A 17,131-nucleotide genomic window follows, 5' to 3' on the forward strand; every position below is an offset into this window, starting at 1 on the left:
CTAGTAGGTCATATAGAAAAGCCACTTACTTTGTGAACTTTGCCAGGTTGTCATGGTTATCTTCCCGTAATGGCATTGTAACGGGAGGTAATATGGATACAATCGCCGCCTAAATGCCTGCATCCGGATTGATGTTTATTTGATGTTTTTGTCAATGATGGCGAGCTGTGTCTGGATGACGCCTAATGACGTAACCGATTTATAGGTTGAGTGGTATTTAGAATGAGTGATTGGTTTATCAAATTAGCCTTAGTCGGTACGGCTACTCTAGTATTAAGCGCTTGTGGCGGCTCGGGTTCATCCCAGGACCATACAGCACCTACCGTCAGTTTTAGTGACGGCGTATCAGACACTCAGCAGGGCAGTAAGGCTGTTATTCGGTTTAACGCTTCAGAAGCAGCGTCGCTAAGTTTTGCTGGTGGTTGCTCATCGCAAATGACAGCAGTGGTTGCGGGCGATAACCAGATTACACTTGACCCATTGCCGGTAGGACGCTATAGCCAGTGCACTTTGACGTTGCGTGATCACGCCGGCAATGTCTCTCTTCCGCTATTAATACCAGCATTTAATGTGGTGGATAACGCTGCTCCTGTGCTTACCGAAGCTGCCGAAAGCTCTGCGGCTACAGATTCAGGTATTGTTATTTATCGTTTTATTTCCAGTGAGGCTGGGCGGGTGTTTTTGTCGGGTGCTTGCACTACCGAAGCGGTTACGGTGGTAGCAGGTGAGAACCAAATTATGTTGGGAGCTGGGGATGGTGGTCGCTATGACGACTGTGCCTTAACTGTGCTCGATACATCAGGCAATCATTCAACCTTGGCGATACCTCCTTTTTCGGTCAAAGACACACAAGCCCCTGTGCTAGCGCAGCTAAAAGACATAGCGGCGATATCGGATCAGGCTCAGCCAGTATTGCACTTTCATAGTAGCGAAGCGGGTCAAATCGCTTGGTCAGGAGCCTGCTCAAGTGAGGCCGCTAAAGCCGTCGCGGGAGATAATCAGATTTCTTTAACCCCCTTATCTGCGGGGCGCTACGAAAGCTGCGCGATGACAGTGACCGATAGTAATGGTAATACCTCAACGCCATTGATGATTGGCCCCTTTGATGTGTTTGATGCCACCAAGCCGGAATTAAGCGAGTTGGCCGCCATTGGTAGAAGGGTGGATGCCAGTGTCGTCAATTATGAATTTTACTCATCAGAAGCGGGTGCCGTGTCTGTCGCTGGTGGCTGTGCCAGTTCGGCAACATCAGCCCAACGCGGTAATAATGTGATTGCATTAAACGTCGGCGTAGGTAGCTACAGTGCCTGTACCGTGACGGTTACGGATGCCGCTGGCAATGTATCCGACCCTTTGGATATTTCTGATTTTTCCATCGTCAGCAATGCGCAGCTGCTCAACGGCGTCACTTTTGTTGATGGCGACAATACTAGTGCCGGTGATGGCAGTCGCAATAATCCGTATCAGTCTTTGAGCGATGCGATTAGTCAGGTCGGCGCTAGTGGTGAAATCTATGTGATGCCTGCGACAGCTCCTTATACCGGCCAGTTCACCTTGCCTTATGGCGTAAAAATGTACGGTGCGGGTGCCAACTTTATCAGTGCCTCCGGTGGCTATATTGCTGCCAGCCAATACCCAGTGATTGATGGCGCCAGCAATGGCCCGGCCATTACCTTGCTGGGTGATAACCGCTTGCAAGGTTTGGAAATTCGCTCCAGTGGCAATGCTTCTGGCGTTACCAGTGTTCAATACGTGATTAATGGCATTATTTCCAACTATGACACCACTCGTGTCGGTTTGCTGGCGAATGGCACAGGTCTCGGTACTATCGAATTCATCGATAACCGCTTTAACGACGTACAGACTGCCATAACCATGCTATTAAGCGACTCGGACTTAACCCTGCGTGATAATACCCTTCAAACAGGCTCGCCAACGGCCGCTTGGCAGGATGCCATGCTGCTGAGATTTTATGGCAGCGACCCTGTCAGCTTGAATTTAAGCAATAACACCATTGCCAACCAGTGCCAGCAAGCCTGTCGTGTGTTGGATTTGCAGCTGGATGAGTCTGTGGTGGTGACGCTCAACAGCAGCAATAACCATTTTGAGGCCGATGCCGGCAATAACGACACCAACGTCGATGTGTTGGATGTATCGTTTCGGGATAACAGTGCCCAGCTGACATGGGTATCTAATTCTGATGTGTTTCGTGCGACGGCTGGTCGTGGTGCCGATGCTATTAACGTATCCATGCGAGGCACAAGTCAGCTGGACTTGACCCTGAATAATGCCGACGTGCAGCAAACGTCGACGGTCGACGGTGCCCCGGTTGGGTTAGGTGTATATCTGATGGATAGCAATCGCGCAAATATTCGTGTGCAAAACAGCAGTATTGTTGGTGTAGGAAATAACCGAGAAACGGATGCTGTACTGTTTTATTTGGAGGGGACTGCACACTTAGATGCACAGATACAAAATACGCGCCTGGAGAGTCGAGTGAATTCAGCGGTTGCTACCGCTAGAGGGGGGCAGGCGATAGATCTTTATGCCGGTTCTGATGCAACGGCCGTTGTCAGCGTCAATGGCGGACAGCTTATTTCTGACGGTAATCCCAATAATATTAATCCAACCTCGTATATTGAGGTGGTGAAGTCTTCCCAGTCGGGTGATGGTAGCCGTGTCGATTGGTCTTTTGATGGCGTTACTTTTTCTAATACGGCGGGGCAGGGGCTCGATTTTTATCTTGAAAATCGCGGCAAGGTGAATCTTGATGTGACAGCATCTACCTTCAATACTTCACTGCAAGCTTTGCGCTTTGTTGCTGAAGATGCCGACCCCACCGAAGCCTCTATGATCATTAGTAATAGTCGGCTGACCAGCAGTTCGACAGCGGCTCTTGAGCTGAGTGGAAAGAATACCAACCACTGCTTTGCCATCAGCGGCAATACCATCAGTGCCGCAGCGGACGGCATTACTCTGGCGGGCACGCTGAGCGTGGCCGACTTGGCCAATCTGTCGAATGTGAATAATGGCGTCAGCGTAGATCAGGCGGGTGCTACGGTGAGCAGCGTTGCTCAGTGCCCGCTGCTGTAAGCGTTTTTGTGTCAATCGTCGCTGCCAAGCCCCTACCTGGGGGCTTAGTCTGCTGTTTTAGTTCCTTTCCTGCTACAATCGCCGCCTCTTTTTTAGTGGGCCGTTTGACGTCGTTATGTTAGTAAAAGCCATTCGCAATACTCTCGGCTACAGCATTGCTGCTGTTGATATTCTCACTCGTGTTCCTGGCAAAAAACGCTCTGCTGCTCAGCAAGCTGCCATTGATGATGAAACGGCACGTTTGGCCCTGTATCAATTTACCGCGTGCCCGTTTTGTATCAAAACCCGTCGCGCCATTCATAAGTTGGGGCTGAATATAAAAACGCGCGATGCCATGAACGACCCAATAGCGCGCTCTGAGTTGGAGCAGCGTGGCGGGCGTATTAAAGTGCCGTGTCTGCGCATCAGTGAGCAGGGAAAAGACGATGTATGGATGTATGAATCCAAGGATATCATCAGCTATTTGCAGCAAAGATTCGGCTAATCATCTGCAGGCTTATTTCACTGCCATATGACAGATTCAGTGATCTGGGTGGTTTATCGGTATTTGGCGTGAATTAAGTCATATTCACCGCTGGCTTTTAGTTGGGCTAGAGCGCGATTAAAGCGCTCAATTAACTGATGTGTTTGTGGATGCGCTTTAGAAAAGCAAAAGTAAAAGTATTGTTGCTTCAGGCTTAGGTAGCGAAAGTTCTCAGTCATGCCTAGTTTCTTTATGACAAAATCTGTTGCTTGTTTGCCTAAATAGAGGTAGTCAAAACGGTGCTTGGCCAGCATGTTCACCGCCATCTCGGTTGTTCTTGTCGACATCGGTGTGGCGCCGGCGGCTTGTAGGGACGTTAGGCTTTCGTAACCATCGACCGACGCTACATTGGTGCCAATGAAATCAGTGAGATTGGTAATCGGCTTGCCGGTGAAGTCTTTGCGTATATAAAAGCCATCGTTATAGTGGCTAATAGGATCAGAATAACTAATGAAAGATTCTCGTTCCTGGCTATAGGCACAGGTCATGATGCCAACGACTTCTCCTTTTTGGGCGTATGCTAATACGCGTTTCCAGGGATAAAACCGAATGTCGATATCTCTGTTTAGTTGCTCAAAAATACGGCTCACAACCTCGTAGTCAAATCCTCTTAAGCCATCAACCGGTTGTTCCATTTCATAGGGTGGGTAGTGCTCTGTGCCAATGATGAGTGTTTGTTGGGCGCGAGAAGCGGGAGCAGGTGAGTAAAGGCCAAGCGTCAAGATGCACAGTAGAAGAAGATGCGGTAGGGACAGGAGAGGTCTGATTGGTTGGCGGTTTGCTGGCATAGTGTCCTCCAGGTCGCTCTAGGCATCATCTCAGTTGTTACTATGAGATGAGTGTAGACGCTACCACTGTCGCGATGAAGGGTGGCCAAAGCACGTACTGTTTGGGCTTATTGACTGTGGATTTTCAGAAACTCAGCAGCAACGGCTTCAGTCAGCCAAACGCCGTTGTCCGCTCGATAAAACACCTTGCCCTGATTCATCATGCTTTGTGCATCTATCTGTAAAATAACCACCTTGCCATAGCGTTGGCCAACTTGTTTCGCTGTTGTCAGATTGTCTGTTAAATGCACATGTTGGCGTTGCTGAGCCGTTAAACCCTGCTGAAAAATAGAATCTAAAAAACGCGATGCGGTGCCATGGTATAAAAACTCAGGTGGCTGTGCAGGCTTTAGTTGCAGATCAACATCAATCGAGTGGCCCTGGTTGGCGCGAATGCGATTATTATTGGTATCTAAGGCAAAGCGTTGCTTGCTGGAGATTTTTGGAATTAATCCCTTAATTGGCCGAGCTTTACGGGCATAGCGATATTTGGTTATACATACTATATGTTACTATGCGCTGGATATAACGAATTGATATTATTTTAAGGGAGTATGCAATGTCTAACGTCGAGGTTGGACGGCGATTATTCATTCAAGGGGGCGCAGCCGTCGGTGCGTCAGCTGCGCTGTTAAGTGCTCGATCTGTTAATGCTTTACCGGTAGGAGGTGCGGTTGTTAATGTTCGGGAATATCAAAGAGAGCATCCTGGTCTAAGTGATCGAGAGGCGGTTCAGGCTGTAGTTAACCACGTTGCTTCTTCAGGAGGTGGCGGTGTATTTCTTGAGTCGGGAACCTATGCCATTGATGGAACCATATGGATGCCAGATGTTCCTGTTGATGTCTTTGGCGTTGGATTTTCAACTATTATTGATTGGTCAAATGATGGTGGTAGTCTATTTGAGTGGCGAGGGCGCTGCGCTGAAAGTAGTATTAAGGATGTCAAGATAAGGTGTCTTAGTAAATCTGACAGATATTCAGATACCGCTGCCATTAAGTCAAATTATACTGCGCACTCGGTATTTGATAATATCTATTTCGGCTTTTCATCTGGCAACTCTGGCTTTCATTCGAAAGCTATATCGTTATTGGGCGTGGTTGATACAACCAATATATTGAATTGTATATTTTGGGGTATGGAAAATACCGCGATTGAGCTGGGGAGCGGATCAGAAGTAAGGATTATCGGAGGACGACTTGTTGGGCATAAAACCAGGCCTAGCTCAGGAGTTCATCTGACGGGTGGCAATGGTGGTGTACATATATCTATGGTCGACATTATTGAATTCGAACGTGGAATCTTTATTGAAAATGTAGTAGACAAACAAAATCGGGAAATATTTATCACACATGCAACGATTGATGGTTGCTGGCGTGGACTCGATATCAATGATCATGCTTATGTGAGTGTTGCTGGTTGCTGGGCAGCATCCTGTGATCAGGACAACATTCATGTTGCACCTGGGTACTCTGGTGCGCTGCTGACGATAAGTGGTGGAACTGTTTTTAATGGTGGTGCTGCTCATCCGTACCCTGTTAGCAATGCACATAATGGTATCGTGGTTAATTCGGGATCATTCTCGATGAATGGTGTATGTGTTAGAAATAACAAAGGTATTGGTGTTTGGGTACCTAGTGGCTCTGTCCGGGATTATTCGATTAGTGGCTGTAAAATATATGGTAATAAAAAAGGGCTGGTGTTAAATGGGCGTGGCTATGCTGTGACGGGGTGCGTGGTGACTGATAATCCTGATGGGAATGCTATTTCTGGTTCAGGGAATGTCGTCGTCGGAAATGTCGGCGTATAAACTGTCTGTGAAATGGCTGCTTCCAAGGCTGTTTGGCGGTTATGATTGATGACCCGAGTGTACTCGACTGATCGTGGCATTGCAGTGGCGTTGTTTAGATTTAAAAGTGGCCGGGCCAATGACCCGGCTGGCTAAATGATTATTTACTTAATGTGATTGCCACAATACGCTGCCAGACTCGGTTTTTATCTTGAAACGACCGCTGTTTTCCAATTCTGCATAAACACGTGAGCCTCCTGTGCGTGTAGACCAAAGTGTGCGTCCACTATTCGGGTCGTGTACAACGAAGTTGCCGTCCGACTGCAATACGGCAAATGTCTTGTTGCTGCCGCCTGTGGCTGTGTACCAAACGGGTGTATACTGTTTGTTGTAGATCACCAGATTGCCATCCCCTTGCATAGCAAGAAAATATTCCCGATTAGGTGAGTATATGCGCTGATTTGTGTTCAGCTTGTCGTCGACAACGAGTTTGTTTTCTCTGTTGTTTGGTATTGGAGCGAATTTCATATCTCCAGAATTTCTTATGCCTTCGAGAGTAGAATATCGGTTTTCATTAACCTTTAAGAAGTTTCCACTGTTTGACTTGATGTAGTAGTAGCTTTCATTATCCTCTATAAACTCCCATAGCTGTTTGTTATCTGAATAGTTGCAAGATACCCACTTCGGCTGGGTGGTGTTCTCCTCAGAGAGGCATCGGTCTGTGACAATTTTTCCATCCATGCCTGCAACAAGTCTCAATATATATCTATCTTTATCTTGGATATACTTTGTTCCAATTGTGTCTTTTGGTAGGTAGGTTTTAGATGATGCGACGTATTCATCTTCATGATAGGGAGCATCTGTTGGATAGTTCAAATATAGTCCCGACTTACTTCTTATTCCGAATAATCCGTCATCAATGTTGCCTCCGATTACCCTTTCGGATTTGTATCTAGACAGAATGAAGGCGGTTTTGTTGATCCCGTTGACTGAATTTGCACGGCTGCTGCCACATGTGGTAGTCACTCTACCGATTCTGCAATTTCTAATATTAGGGTTGGAGAAATATGGTGACCTCGTCATTACATTGAAGGCCCTAGGGTAGGTCATTATGGTAGAGAAGTAACGCTCTTTGCCGTACCCCCATGCGAAATCTATCATTGGATGATTGTTCTTATTCTCTTGTTTTTCGGAGTGCTTTAGTCCGAAATTGTGCCCAATTTCATGAGTGAAAGAAAAGATGTCGCCGGATTCTTTGTCGAAATTGTTGAGGTTGGCATCACTCGCTGATAGCATTACCGTGCTAAATGCATATTTATGGTGGCTGTATCCTTTTGTGTTTTCTCTGTCGCTATAGATTGATGATAGAAAAGAGTTCTTTTCAGTTGGTGTGTATGCCAGTCCACCCATTCCCTTTTGTGAATCTTCGTCGTAGTATATGAAGCCACTTATTTGACTAACTAGATCTGACCGGGTTTCGATTCGGATTCTTTCGGCATCTTCGTCTGTTTTTAGGTTTTCTAGTAATTTTGTTCCATTTGCTTTGTTGGCTATATTCTTGGAAACGTTTTCTTTGGTGATAGAGTGGTATTTCCCGCTGTCTGTTTCTTCACACCAGTTGATCCATGAAGATCGAAGTGAAGAATTCCTGTCTTTGAAATATCTTGGTGGTAGATTTCCAGATTTGTTTTTTGTTGTAACGTACCTGTACTGAATAGCATCGGGTGTTGTGTGGATCGAGGCCTTTGCTTGGCTGTTATTAAACATGGTGTCTGCTGAGCTGACCCAAGCTTGTAGGCGGGCTTTTAACTTTGACTCGATAGTTGTTATTGATGATCTTGGTGTTTTTTTAAACGCTTTGCATAGTGCTGAGTCGTCATATAATACAGCTATTTTAATTTTCTCTGTCGATATGCTGTCTGCCGTAACGGATACTGATATGACCGTTCCGGCAAGTAGTATGCTCAGTTTTCTTTTGTTCATGGTGTTTTTATAATTCCTTTATGGGGAAGTGGGTTTAGCCTTGGTTTTCCGATTAAAGTGTTACTCAACTTATCGGCTGTGGTGCTTTTCAGCGGCCTGGCATTTTACAGGGATGTTACTTTATTTCAATTTAATATGTTGTTAGTGCATATTTTGGATTCTAAGAAAATTTTTTGTAAATGCTCGTTTTGACTCTTCTTTTTATTACTTGGTGCTGATGTGATTTCTCTGACGAAAAGTGGAAGGTTAGGCGCAGCTTGCCATTTCGGTTAATTATGTGTCATTAGTTGAACGATAAAATATCCAAATGTGTTTGCATATCGAGTGAGGTTGAATGTAATAAATAGTAAGATTTTTATAGTGTTGACCCGCTTGCTCAGCGATGTGCAGGTTTTATGTCTGGTGCTGTTGGTTTAAGCCAGAATTGAGTGGCAGTAATGTGATATAAGCCATCAGCGGGGCGTGCTGCGGTGAACTGTATATTGGCGCCGATCGAGTGGTCTTGCTTGGTTCAGGTGTTGTTATGACTGATGTGCTTTGATATTAAGCCTATCTATATTTCCCTGGCCGTGATTATCCAGAGTTTAGCCAATGGCATAGGGGCGGTGGCGTAAATGCAGCTAAGGAAAAGGGTGCCAGGAGAGTAAAGCGCTCATTGTTTTTTGTCTAAGCCGGGCCTGGCCCGGCTAGACTTGTGCTTATCCTTGGGCAGGCCGACGTCTTGGTCTGCGGGCAGGCTTAGCGGCGCCTTCTTTGTTTTGCGGGCCTTGGCCACTGCGCTGCTGGCGGGGTTTTGCTGCAGTATTCTTGTTAGCGCGCTGGTGGTGCTGGCTAACGGATTTTTGCCCGTCTTGATGGCCAGGTTTCTTTGGTTGTTTCGGCTTTTTCGGTTTTTTAGCTTTAGTGCGTAAAGTGGTTTGCGGCACTTCATGCACAGGTTCAAAGCCAGGCACGTAGTCACGCTCCAACAATTTACCGATCAGATTTTCAATCTGTGACAGCTCTTTGACCTCGTCGGCTGCCACCAAAGAAACGGCTTGGCCACTGGCGCCTGCACGTCCGGTACGACCAATGCGGTGCACATAATCTTCAGCAACATTAGGTAAGTCAAAGTTGACTACTTGAGGCAGTTGGTCGATGTCGATACCGCGCGCAGCGATGTCAGTAGCCACCAGAATACGAATATCACCAGATTTAAACTCGGACAATGCCCGGGTGCGTGCACCTTGGCTCTTATTGCCATGAATGGCGGCGGCGGTGATATTGTTTTCTTCTAAATAGCGGGTCAGGCGGTTGGCGCCGTGTTTGGTTTTACAAAACACCAATACCTGCTGCCAGTTGTGCTCATTAATAAGCGCTTTGAGCAGTTTTGGTTTTTGCTTTTTATCCACCGGGTGAATCAGCTGTTCCACTTTTTTAGCGGTGCTGTTGGCTGGTGTAACGGATATCTCTACCGGATCATTGGTTAGGCTTTTGGCCAGGGCACGAATGTCGTCGGAGAAGGTGGCCGAGAACAGCAAGTTCTGACGCTCTTTTGGCAAAATGGCCAATAGCTTTTTAATGTCGTGAATAAAGCCCATATCCAGCATGCGATCGGCTTCGTCCAGCACCAGGACTTCGAGCTGTTTAAAGCGCACGGCATTTTGCTGGTATAAATCCAGCAAGCGACCGGGTGTGGCTACCAGTACGTCAGCACCGCGGCGCAGGCGCATCATTTGTGGATTGATCTTTACGCCACCGAATACCACCGCAGAGGTCAAAGGCAAGTGCTCAGAGTAAGCGCGCACGTTATCGCCCACTTGCGCAGCCAGCTCGCGGGTGGGGGTTACCACCAAGGCGCGAACCTGATTGGGTCGTGCACGTTCACCCGCACTCAGCTTTTCCAGAATGGGCAGAGTAAAACCTGCTGTCTTACCTGTGCCAGTCTGAGCGGCTGCCATCACGTCACGGCCACTCAGTACCGCTGGAATAGCTTGTTGCTGAATCGGTGATGGTTGTTGGTAACCTTGTTCTTCAATAGCCTGAAGAATGGCGGGTGACAGACCCAGTTCGGCGAACGACATAAATGATCTCAGTATGGCCAGGGCTGATGCGATGGGGTTGGCCGGGTAAAGGGGGCGGCGATTATAGCGGCTCGAGGCGTTTGGCTCGAGTTGGAAACTACCTAAGTGGCCTGTCAGATATGCTGATTGGCCAAACCCGTGAGTGTCTATGGTGCTTCCCGCGCAATGTCTAACAGATCATTTATGTTTCCCTGGCAAAGGCTTAAGGTCAATGGCGGCCATTTGTTGATTTGAATGGAACAAACCTATGCCAGTAGCCATTATTGTTTGATGCTTACCTTCTCCCTACAGTGTGCCAGCAAAACACCGGGAGGAAGTTATGAAAGCATTGCAATTGCCTATGGCCAGTTTGGTCTTGCTATCGGCGTTAATCGTGGGTTGCTCAGAGCAGCCACAAGCTGAGGCCCAGGCTGCCGCTCAGCCGCTACAGCCCATCGATGTGGCGGCTGTGGTCAGTGCTGATGTTATCGATTGGAGTCAGTTCACCACTCGCCTGCAAGCGCCCCATACGGTGGAGCTGCGTCCGCGTGTCAGCGGTGTGATTGAGTCGGTCGAGTTTGTCGAAGGTGCAGAAGTTCAGCAAGGCGACTTGTTGATTAAGCTCGACGCCAGACCGTTTGAGGCGGAAGTGGCGCGATTACAAGCCCAGCGTGATGCGGCCAAAGCGGCACTGAAGCAGGCACTGTTAGAAGAAAAACGCAGCAGCAGTCTGCGTGCGAACAAGGCTATTGCCGCTGAAGAAGCCGATGCTCGGGTGTTTTTGGCCCAGCAGCGCCAGGCTGAACTGGCCTCGGTTGAAGCAGCATTGCAAGCGGCACGTTTGAAGTTGGAGTTCACGGAAGTTCGTGCTCCCATGCAAGGACGAGTGTCGAGTGCCTTTATTCAACCGGGCAATACCGTGAACGCCAATGCCAGTGTATTGACCAATCTGGTGTCGACGGATCGTGTGCATGCGTATTTTGATATCGATGAGCGCAGCTGGAATCGTCAGTTCGCCGGCGTTAGTGCTGGCACGCAACTGGCGGTGTACTTACAGTTAACCGGTGAGCAAGACTTTTCCCATGCTGGCACATTGGACTTCATCGATAACCGGGTAAATGCCAGCACAGGTACGTTGCGTGTGCGCGCCACCTTTGATGTTAATGATAATGGCCAGCTAAGACCGGGTGCTTTTGCCCGTGTGCGCATTGCCCCCGAGCAACAAATTAGCAGCATTTTAGTGCCTGGAACCGCCATCGGTACGGATCTAAAAAACCGCTTTGTATTGACTATTAACGGCGAAAATACACTGGAATATCGACCCGTGACGCTGGGCTCGCGAGTGGGTTCGCTGCGTGTTATTACCACAGGTCTGCAGCCAGGCGATCGCATTGCGGTCAATGGCCCAGCCCGTGTTGGTCCAGGAATGCCGATTGAGCCACGAGCCGTGTCTATTGATACCTCAGCACTGGCGCAAAGCTTGCCCGCAACCCGAGTTAATCAAGATGGAGAGGCAGCCATAGCACAAGCTCAATAAGGCTTGTGCTTAGGATCTCATTATGAATTTCAGTCACTTTTTTATTAATAGACCGATTTTTGCCTCGGTTTTATCGTTGCTGATCCTAATTGGTGGTGGAATATCGTTATTTCAGCTGCCGGTTAGTGAATACCCCGAAGTCGTACCGCCGACGGTGGAAGTGCGGGCCAGTTACCCTGGCGCTAACCCTAAGGTTATTGCTGAAACCGTGGCTGCGCCACTGGAGCAAGAACTGACCGGTTTAGAAAATCTGCTATACGTATCGTCACAGTCGACCGCCGATGGCCGTATGACCTTGATTGTGACGCTAAAGCTCGGCACCGATCTTGATCGTGCCCAGCAGCAGGTACAGAACCGGGTTAATACGGCTTTGCCACGTTTGCCACAAGAAGTGCAGCGCCTTGGCCTTACGGTTGAAAAGTCGTCTCCTAACCTGACTATGGTGGTGCATATTTTTTCACCCGATGGATCACGTGATAACAGCTACTTGGCCAACTATGGCGATCTGTACATTGAAGATGAATTAAAGGCGCTGCCTGGTGTGGGTAATGTCAGATTGTTTGGTGGTGGCAGTTATTCCATGCGTTTGTGGTTACAGCCAGAAGCGCTGGCCGAGAGGCGTTTGACCGCGGGCGATGTCGTCAATGCAGTGCGAGAGCAAAATCGTCAGGTGGCGGCAGGTACTTTAGGTGCTCAGCCTATGGTGCGTGAAAACCAATTTCAGATTTTGCTAAATGTGCAAGGCCGTTTAAGCAGTGTCGAAGAATTTGAAGACATTGTTATTCGTGTGGGTGAGCAAGGGCAAATTACTCGCCTAAAAGATGTTGCCCGAGTCGAGTTGGGCGAAGACAGCTATGCATTGCGTTCGCTGTTGGATGGCAAAAATGCCATTGCCATTCCTATTTTCCAGCGTCCTGGGTCAAATGCCATTGAATTGTCTGATTCGGTGCGAGCCAAAATGGCAGAACTGTCGCAGTCATTTCCGCAGGGGATGAGCTACGACATTGCTTACGATCCCACCATTTTTGTTCGCGGCTCCATCGAGGCGGTGATTAATACCCTGCTGGAAGCCATCGTCTTGGTGGTGCTGGTGGTGATCTTATTCCTGCAAACCTGGCGAGCGTCGATTATTCCGTTAATTGCCGTGCCGGTATCCTTGATTGGTACCTTTGCCGTAATGCAGTTGCTGGGTGTGTCGATTAACACCTTATCTTTGTTTGGTCTAGTGTTAGCCATTGGTATCGTCGTCGATGATGCCATTGTGGTGGTCGAGAATGTGGAGCGTAATATTGGCAATGGTTTATCTCCCGTTGCTGCTACTAAGCAAGCCATGACTGAAGTCACCGGGCCCATTATTGCTATTGCCTTGGTCTTGTGTGCGGTCTTTATTCCAACGGCCTTTATTCAGGGTTTGAGCGGCCAGTTCTATAAGCAGTTTGCCCTGACCATTACCATCTCAACGCTGATTTCTGCCTTTAATTCTTTGACCTTGTCTCCGGCCTTATCGGCGTTACTGCTCAAAGGTCACGATGATAAGCCTGATGCACTGACGCGCGGCATGAATGCGATCTTTGGTGCCTGGTTATTTAAACCCTTTAATCGGGTATTTGATCGTGCCGGTGATTTGTACGAAGGTGCAGTGCGACGTTTAATTCGCTTCGCTGCCATTGTTGGCTTAGTGTATTTTGGCTTATTGGCCATGACTGGCAAGGTCTTTAACGATGTTCCGGGTGGCTTTATTCCAGCACAGGATAAACAATATCTGGTTGCTATTGCGCAATTGCCAGATGCATCCAGCTTGGATCGTACCGAACAGGTGGTGCGCGAGATGACCGATATTGCCTTGGCGACGCCCGGTGTAGCCAATGCCATTGGTTTCCCTGGCTTGTCGGTAAATGGTTTTGTTAATTCCTCCAATTCAGCCATCGTGTTTTTGCCGCTAACGGATTTTGATCAGCGCCAAGACCCCGCCCAAAGTGCTTTTGCTATTGCCGGCTCACTGAATGGTCAATTTAGCGCGATCGATGAAGCCTTTGTTGCTGTTTTCCCACCGCCGCCAATATTGGGCCTAGGGACGACGGGTGGTTTTAAACTGCAATTGGAAGACCGTGGTAACTTAGGGTTCGATGCGCTGTTTGCTGCCTTGCAAACGGTACAGGGTGCAGGTTGGCAAGACCCTGCATTAACTGGGCTGTTTTCAAGCTTCCGCATCCAGGTTCCACAAATGGATATTCACGTGGATCGTGAGCAGGCGCTTATCCAAGGTGTACCGCTCACCGAAGTATTTGATGCGCTGCAAATTTATTTGGGCTCGGTGTACGTGAATGATTTCAACCTATTTGGTCGTACTTATCAGGTCAATGCCCAAGCCGATGCCGAATACCGCTTAGATCCAGAGCAAATCTTGCGTCTGGAAGTACGCAACCGTGCTGGTGATATGGTGCCGCTGGGTTCGATGGTGGAAATAACCCCAACCACAGGCCCCGATCGAGTGATGCGCTACAACGGTTACATGAGTGCTGAGCTGAATGGCAATCCGGCTCCGGGTTACAGTTCCGATCAAGCACGTGCCGCCATGGAGGCTATCCTGGAGCAGCACTTGCCAGACGGTATTGATTATGAATGGACCGAGGTGACTTACCAGCAAATTCTGGCGGGTAATACCATGGTGTATATTTTCCCGTTAGTGGTGCTATTGGTGTTTATGGTGCTGGCGGCTCAGTATGAGAGCCTGACGTTGCCATTGGCCATTATCCTAATTGTGCCTATGACCATCTTGTCGGCATTGCTCGGTGTGGCTATTGCTGGTGGAGATAATAATATCTTTACGCGCATCGCCTTGATCGTATTGGTCGCTTTGGCCTGTAAAAATGCCATTTTAATGGTGGAGTTTGCACGTGATCGTCAGAGTCATGGCCTGAGTCGATTGGATGCGATCTTAGAAGCGTGTCGTTTACGTTTGCGGCCCATTTTAATGACCTCCATTGCTTTTACTGCTGGTGTTATACCTTTGGTGTTAGCTTCTGGTGCCGGTGCGGAAATGCGCCAAGCCATGGGTAACGCGGTATTTGCAGGAATGTTGGGCGTCACTTTCTTTGGCTTGCTGTTTACTCCCGTGTTTTATATGGCGATGACCGCCTGGTCAAAAAATAAAGTGGAGCAACGTCCTTAACGTAGGTATTGGGTTGGCACAACGGACGTGCCAAACCATCTGATGACATAAAAATTTATCGCCTGGTGGTGCTCCTCTGGGCGATATTTTTCAACGGTTAAACGCCACCGCTAGCAACAAACCTTTCCTCAGTTTATTTCCTGCAACCCCTTTCTTTTCTGTGCATCCTTTCTGCCGCTGTTTGCTGTCATCTTTGGGTCATTACCCAGTCGCAGCTGGGTTTCCTTGGGGGATTATCTCGCCGATCAAACTCAGCGATTTTGCCTTGTCTCGATTGCTGCCTTGAGGAGATGACTGCTGATAACGCTATTTAGGTTTGGTTAAGTCGTTATGATAGTTATGTGTCAATATGACATGTATTCTCTGTAGTCATAATGACTCTATTGCTACCGATTTCTGATCGTAAGTCATTGATAATCATGGATAAGCTCGAGTTTTTTGGTGTTGGCACACTGTTCGCTATAACCCGGTTGAACATCATCAGTGACACGAGCGAGTGACGACTTATGTATTCACATCTTCATCTGGGCGGGCAACGCCCCAGCATTCAATATGCACGCCGTTTCCATTGCCTGTTAGTGGCCGGTAACTGGAGCATGATTGTGGGAGTGGCACTGGCCATTGTTTCCGTGTTGGCGAGCTACCCTCTGGCCCATTGGCTATCGCTGCCGCTGCAAATCTTGGCGCATATCAGCACGCTGGTGTTTGCCACCCTAGTGAAGTTTGGCTACATCATGCGGGTCGTCGCTTTGAACCGTTTTGCTGGTTTCTCAACCCATCATCAGGATGACTGCTAATGCTATCCCAAGCCCATATTGATATTGTTAAAAGCACAGTGCCACTGCTGCAAGAGTCAGGCACCCGCTTGACAGAGCATTTTTATCAGCGTTTGTTTCGCCATCATCCACAATTGCAGCATGTGTTTAACATGAGTCATCAAAAAACAGGGCGCCAATCTTTTGCATTGTTTTCTGCCATTGCTGCTTATGCGAAACACCTCGATACACCAGAGGTGCTTATGCCAATGGTTGAGCGCATTGCGCACAAACACAGCAGCTTGAATATTCGTGCTGAACATTACCCCATTGTTGGACATCATTTAATTGAAACCTTACGCGAATTGTTACCAGAGCAGTTCAGTGCCGAGGTGGAAGAAGCCTGGGTGCTGGCGTATCAACAGTTAGCGGCTCTATTTGTGCGCCGTGAAAATGATATTTATCGGCACAATGAACAGCTCACTGGCGGCTGGTCGGGGCCGCGGGAATTTATTCTGGTAGAAAAACGCAGTGAATCCGAGCTGGTTACTAGTTTCGTGTTTAAGCCAACCGATGGCGGCAGGGTCGCAGGCTATAAGCCGGGCCAGTACCTTGGCATCGAGGTGCAACCCTCTGGCAGCCAGTACCGTGAAATTCGCCAATATTCTCTGTCCTCTAAGCCGATGAATAATGCTTATCGCATATCGGTTAAACGCGAAGGCGGTGACATTCCAGGGCAGGTATCAAATTATTTGCATGATGAACTGCAGCTGGGCGAGTCGGTTCAGTTGTATGCGCCAGCGGGTGATTTTTATCTTAAGCCATCGCAGGCGCCGTTAATCTTGATATCAGCTGGCGTTGGCATAACGCCTATGCAGTCGATGTTGGAAAGCCTTGTGGAGCAGCAGCTTGAGCGTCGTGTGTTGTTTTTGCACGCTTGTGAACATCCCGCTCAGCACAGCTTTTGGCGCTCCCATCAAAGGCTGGCCAGCGAATTAGATCTCTGCCTGTATACCTGGTATCGACACGGTGCAGATAGCCCTGAAGCCACTTCAGTTGGGCGTATTTATCAAGGGTTAATGACGTTGTCTGACCTGGCTGCGGACGAGTTGCCACTGACTCAGGCAGAGGTTTACTTGTGTGGTCCAACGGCCTTTATGGCGTCTATCTGTCAGCAGTTGCTGACGTTAGGAGTGGATGCGCAGCGCATTCATTACGAGGTGTTTGGACCGCACCAGGACCTTGCTCCAATGGTTGCAGGTTAGTGCCGTTGGCATAACAGCAGAGCAGGCTTTGGTGCCTGCCTCTGGGTTGGTTTTGACGCAATTCAAGGGTTGTTATTGTTCTGTTTTGTGCACAATCCGTTGTTGGTTTGGTTTATTGTTCGTTTTGGATGTGGGTTCTAGAGTATCC

The 17,131-nt window shown here is 48.3% G+C and carries 11 protein-coding genes; 7 read left to right on the forward strand and 4 right to left on the reverse strand.

The genetic code is table 11. The features are described from left to right. The first annotated feature begins 222 nt into the window (after positions 1-222). Both AC55FS_RS07530 and AC55FS_RS07535 read left to right on the forward strand, forming a co-directional pair. Complete coding sequence (locus AC55FS_RS07530) at positions 223-3,093, forward strand: hypothetical protein (RefSeq protein WP_496935459.1); 2,871 nt, start codon at positions 223-225, stop codon at positions 3,091-3,093. A gap of 115 nt (positions 3,094-3,208) precedes the next feature. Then, positions 3,209-3,577: a glutaredoxin family protein gene (locus AC55FS_RS07535; protein WP_496935460.1), complete on the forward strand. Its 369-nt coding sequence runs from the start codon at positions 3,209-3,211 to the stop codon at positions 3,575-3,577. 53 nt (positions 3,578-3,630) lie between these two features. Here the strand turns inward: AC55FS_RS07535 and AC55FS_RS07540 are convergent, their stop codons facing one another. Together AC55FS_RS07540 and AC55FS_RS07545 are read right to left on the reverse strand one after the other, a co-directional pair. Further along, positions 3,631-4,404 carry a substrate-binding periplasmic protein gene (locus AC55FS_RS07540; protein WP_496935461.1) on the reverse strand — a complete coding sequence of 258 codons (774 nt, stop codon included), beginning with the start codon at positions 4,402-4,404 and terminating at the stop codon, positions 3,631-3,633. A 107-nt stretch (positions 4,405-4,511) separates the two neighbouring features. Next, positions 4,512-4,949 (reverse strand): RNA 2'-phosphotransferase, encoded by a 438-nt coding sequence (locus AC55FS_RS07545; protein ID WP_496935957.1) that lies wholly within the window; start codon positions 4,947-4,949, stop codon positions 4,512-4,514. 53 nt (positions 4,950-5,002) lie between these two features. On the opposite strand from AC55FS_RS07545, the gene AC55FS_RS07550 reads away from it, so the two are divergent. Then, the gene (locus AC55FS_RS07550) at positions 5,003-6,250 is read left to right on the forward strand and encodes a hypothetical protein (RefSeq protein ID WP_496935462.1); all 1,248 of its coding nucleotides are present in this window, start codon (positions 5,003-5,005) and stop codon (positions 6,248-6,250) included. 147 nt (positions 6,251-6,397) lie between these two features. Here the strand turns inward: AC55FS_RS07550 and AC55FS_RS07555 are convergent, their stop codons facing one another. Next, on the reverse strand, positions 6,398-8,212 hold the full coding sequence (locus AC55FS_RS07555) for a bulb-type lectin domain-containing protein (RefSeq protein ID WP_496935463.1): 1,815 nt from the start codon (positions 8,210-8,212) through the stop codon (positions 6,398-6,400). A 698-nt stretch (positions 8,213-8,910) separates the two neighbouring features. After that, on the reverse strand, positions 8,911-10,275 hold the full coding sequence (locus tag AC55FS_RS07560) for a DEAD/DEAH box helicase (protein ID WP_496935464.1): 1,365 nt from the start codon (positions 10,273-10,275) through the stop codon (positions 8,911-8,913). Positions 10,276-10,594: 319 nt separating this feature from the next. Here AC55FS_RS07560 and AC55FS_RS07565 point away from each other — a divergent pair, with 319 nt between their 5' ends. The 4 genes from AC55FS_RS07565 (at position 10,595) to hmpA (ending at position 16,983) form a co-directional block, all read left to right on the forward strand. Next, positions 10,595-11,791, forward strand: a complete 1,197-nt coding sequence (locus AC55FS_RS07565; RefSeq protein WP_496935465.1) for an efflux RND transporter periplasmic adaptor subunit — start codon at positions 10,595-10,597, stop codon at positions 11,789-11,791. A 22-nt stretch (positions 11,792-11,813) separates the two neighbouring features. Next, on the forward strand, positions 11,814-14,963 hold the full coding sequence (locus AC55FS_RS07570; RefSeq protein WP_496935466.1) for an efflux RND transporter permease subunit: 3,150 nt from the start codon (positions 11,814-11,816) through the stop codon (positions 14,961-14,963). 506 nt (positions 14,964-15,469) lie between these two features. Continuing rightward, a complete protein-coding gene (locus AC55FS_RS07575; RefSeq protein ID WP_496935467.1) occupies positions 15,470-15,760 on the forward strand; it encodes a hypothetical protein in 291 nt (96 codons plus the stop codon). Beyond that, positions 15,760-16,983, forward strand: a complete 1,224-nt coding sequence (gene hmpA / locus AC55FS_RS07580; protein ID WP_496935468.1) for an NO-inducible flavohemoprotein — start codon at positions 15,760-15,762, stop codon at positions 16,981-16,983. Before AC55FS_RS07575 ends, hmpA begins: the two co-directional genes overlap by 1 nt. The last annotated feature ends 148 nt before the right edge of the window (positions 16,984-17,131 follow it).

The sequence above is a fragment of the Bacterioplanes sp. CLAM21 genome, from assembly GCF_059641015.1.

Bases quoted from the DNA above. Each gene is read 5' to 3' on its own strand.
- AC55FS_RS07560 (WP_496935464.1), bottom strand. From the start codon at position 10,275: ATGTCGTTCGCCGAACTGGGTCTGTCACCCGCCATTCTTCAGGCTATT.
- AC55FS_RS07565 (WP_496935465.1), top strand. From the start codon at position 10,595: ATGAAAGCATTGCAATTGCCTATGGCCAGTTTGGTCTTGCTATCGGCG.
- AC55FS_RS07540 (WP_496935461.1), bottom strand. From the start codon at position 4,404: ATGCCAGCAAACCGCCAACCAATCAGACCTCTCCTGTCCCTACCGCAT.
- AC55FS_RS07570 (WP_496935466.1), top strand. From the start codon at position 11,814: ATGAATTTCAGTCACTTTTTTATTAATAGACCGATTTTTGCCTCGGTT.
- AC55FS_RS07550 (WP_496935462.1), top strand. From the start codon at position 5,003: ATGTCTAACGTCGAGGTTGGACGGCGATTATTCATTCAAGGGGGCGCA.
- hmpA (WP_496935468.1), top strand. From the start codon at position 15,760: ATGCTATCCCAAGCCCATATTGATATTGTTAAAAGCACAGTGCCACTG.
- AC55FS_RS07555 (WP_496935463.1), bottom strand. From the start codon at position 8,212: ATGAACAAAAGAAAACTGAGCATACTACTTGCCGGAACGGTCATATCA.
- AC55FS_RS07575 (WP_496935467.1), top strand. From the start codon at position 15,470: ATGTATTCACATCTTCATCTGGGCGGGCAACGCCCCAGCATTCAATAT.
- AC55FS_RS07535 (WP_496935460.1), top strand. From the start codon at position 3,209: ATGTTAGTAAAAGCCATTCGCAATACTCTCGGCTACAGCATTGCTGCT.
- AC55FS_RS07530 (WP_496935459.1), top strand. From the start codon at position 223: ATGAGTGATTGGTTTATCAAATTAGCCTTAGTCGGTACGGCTACTCTA.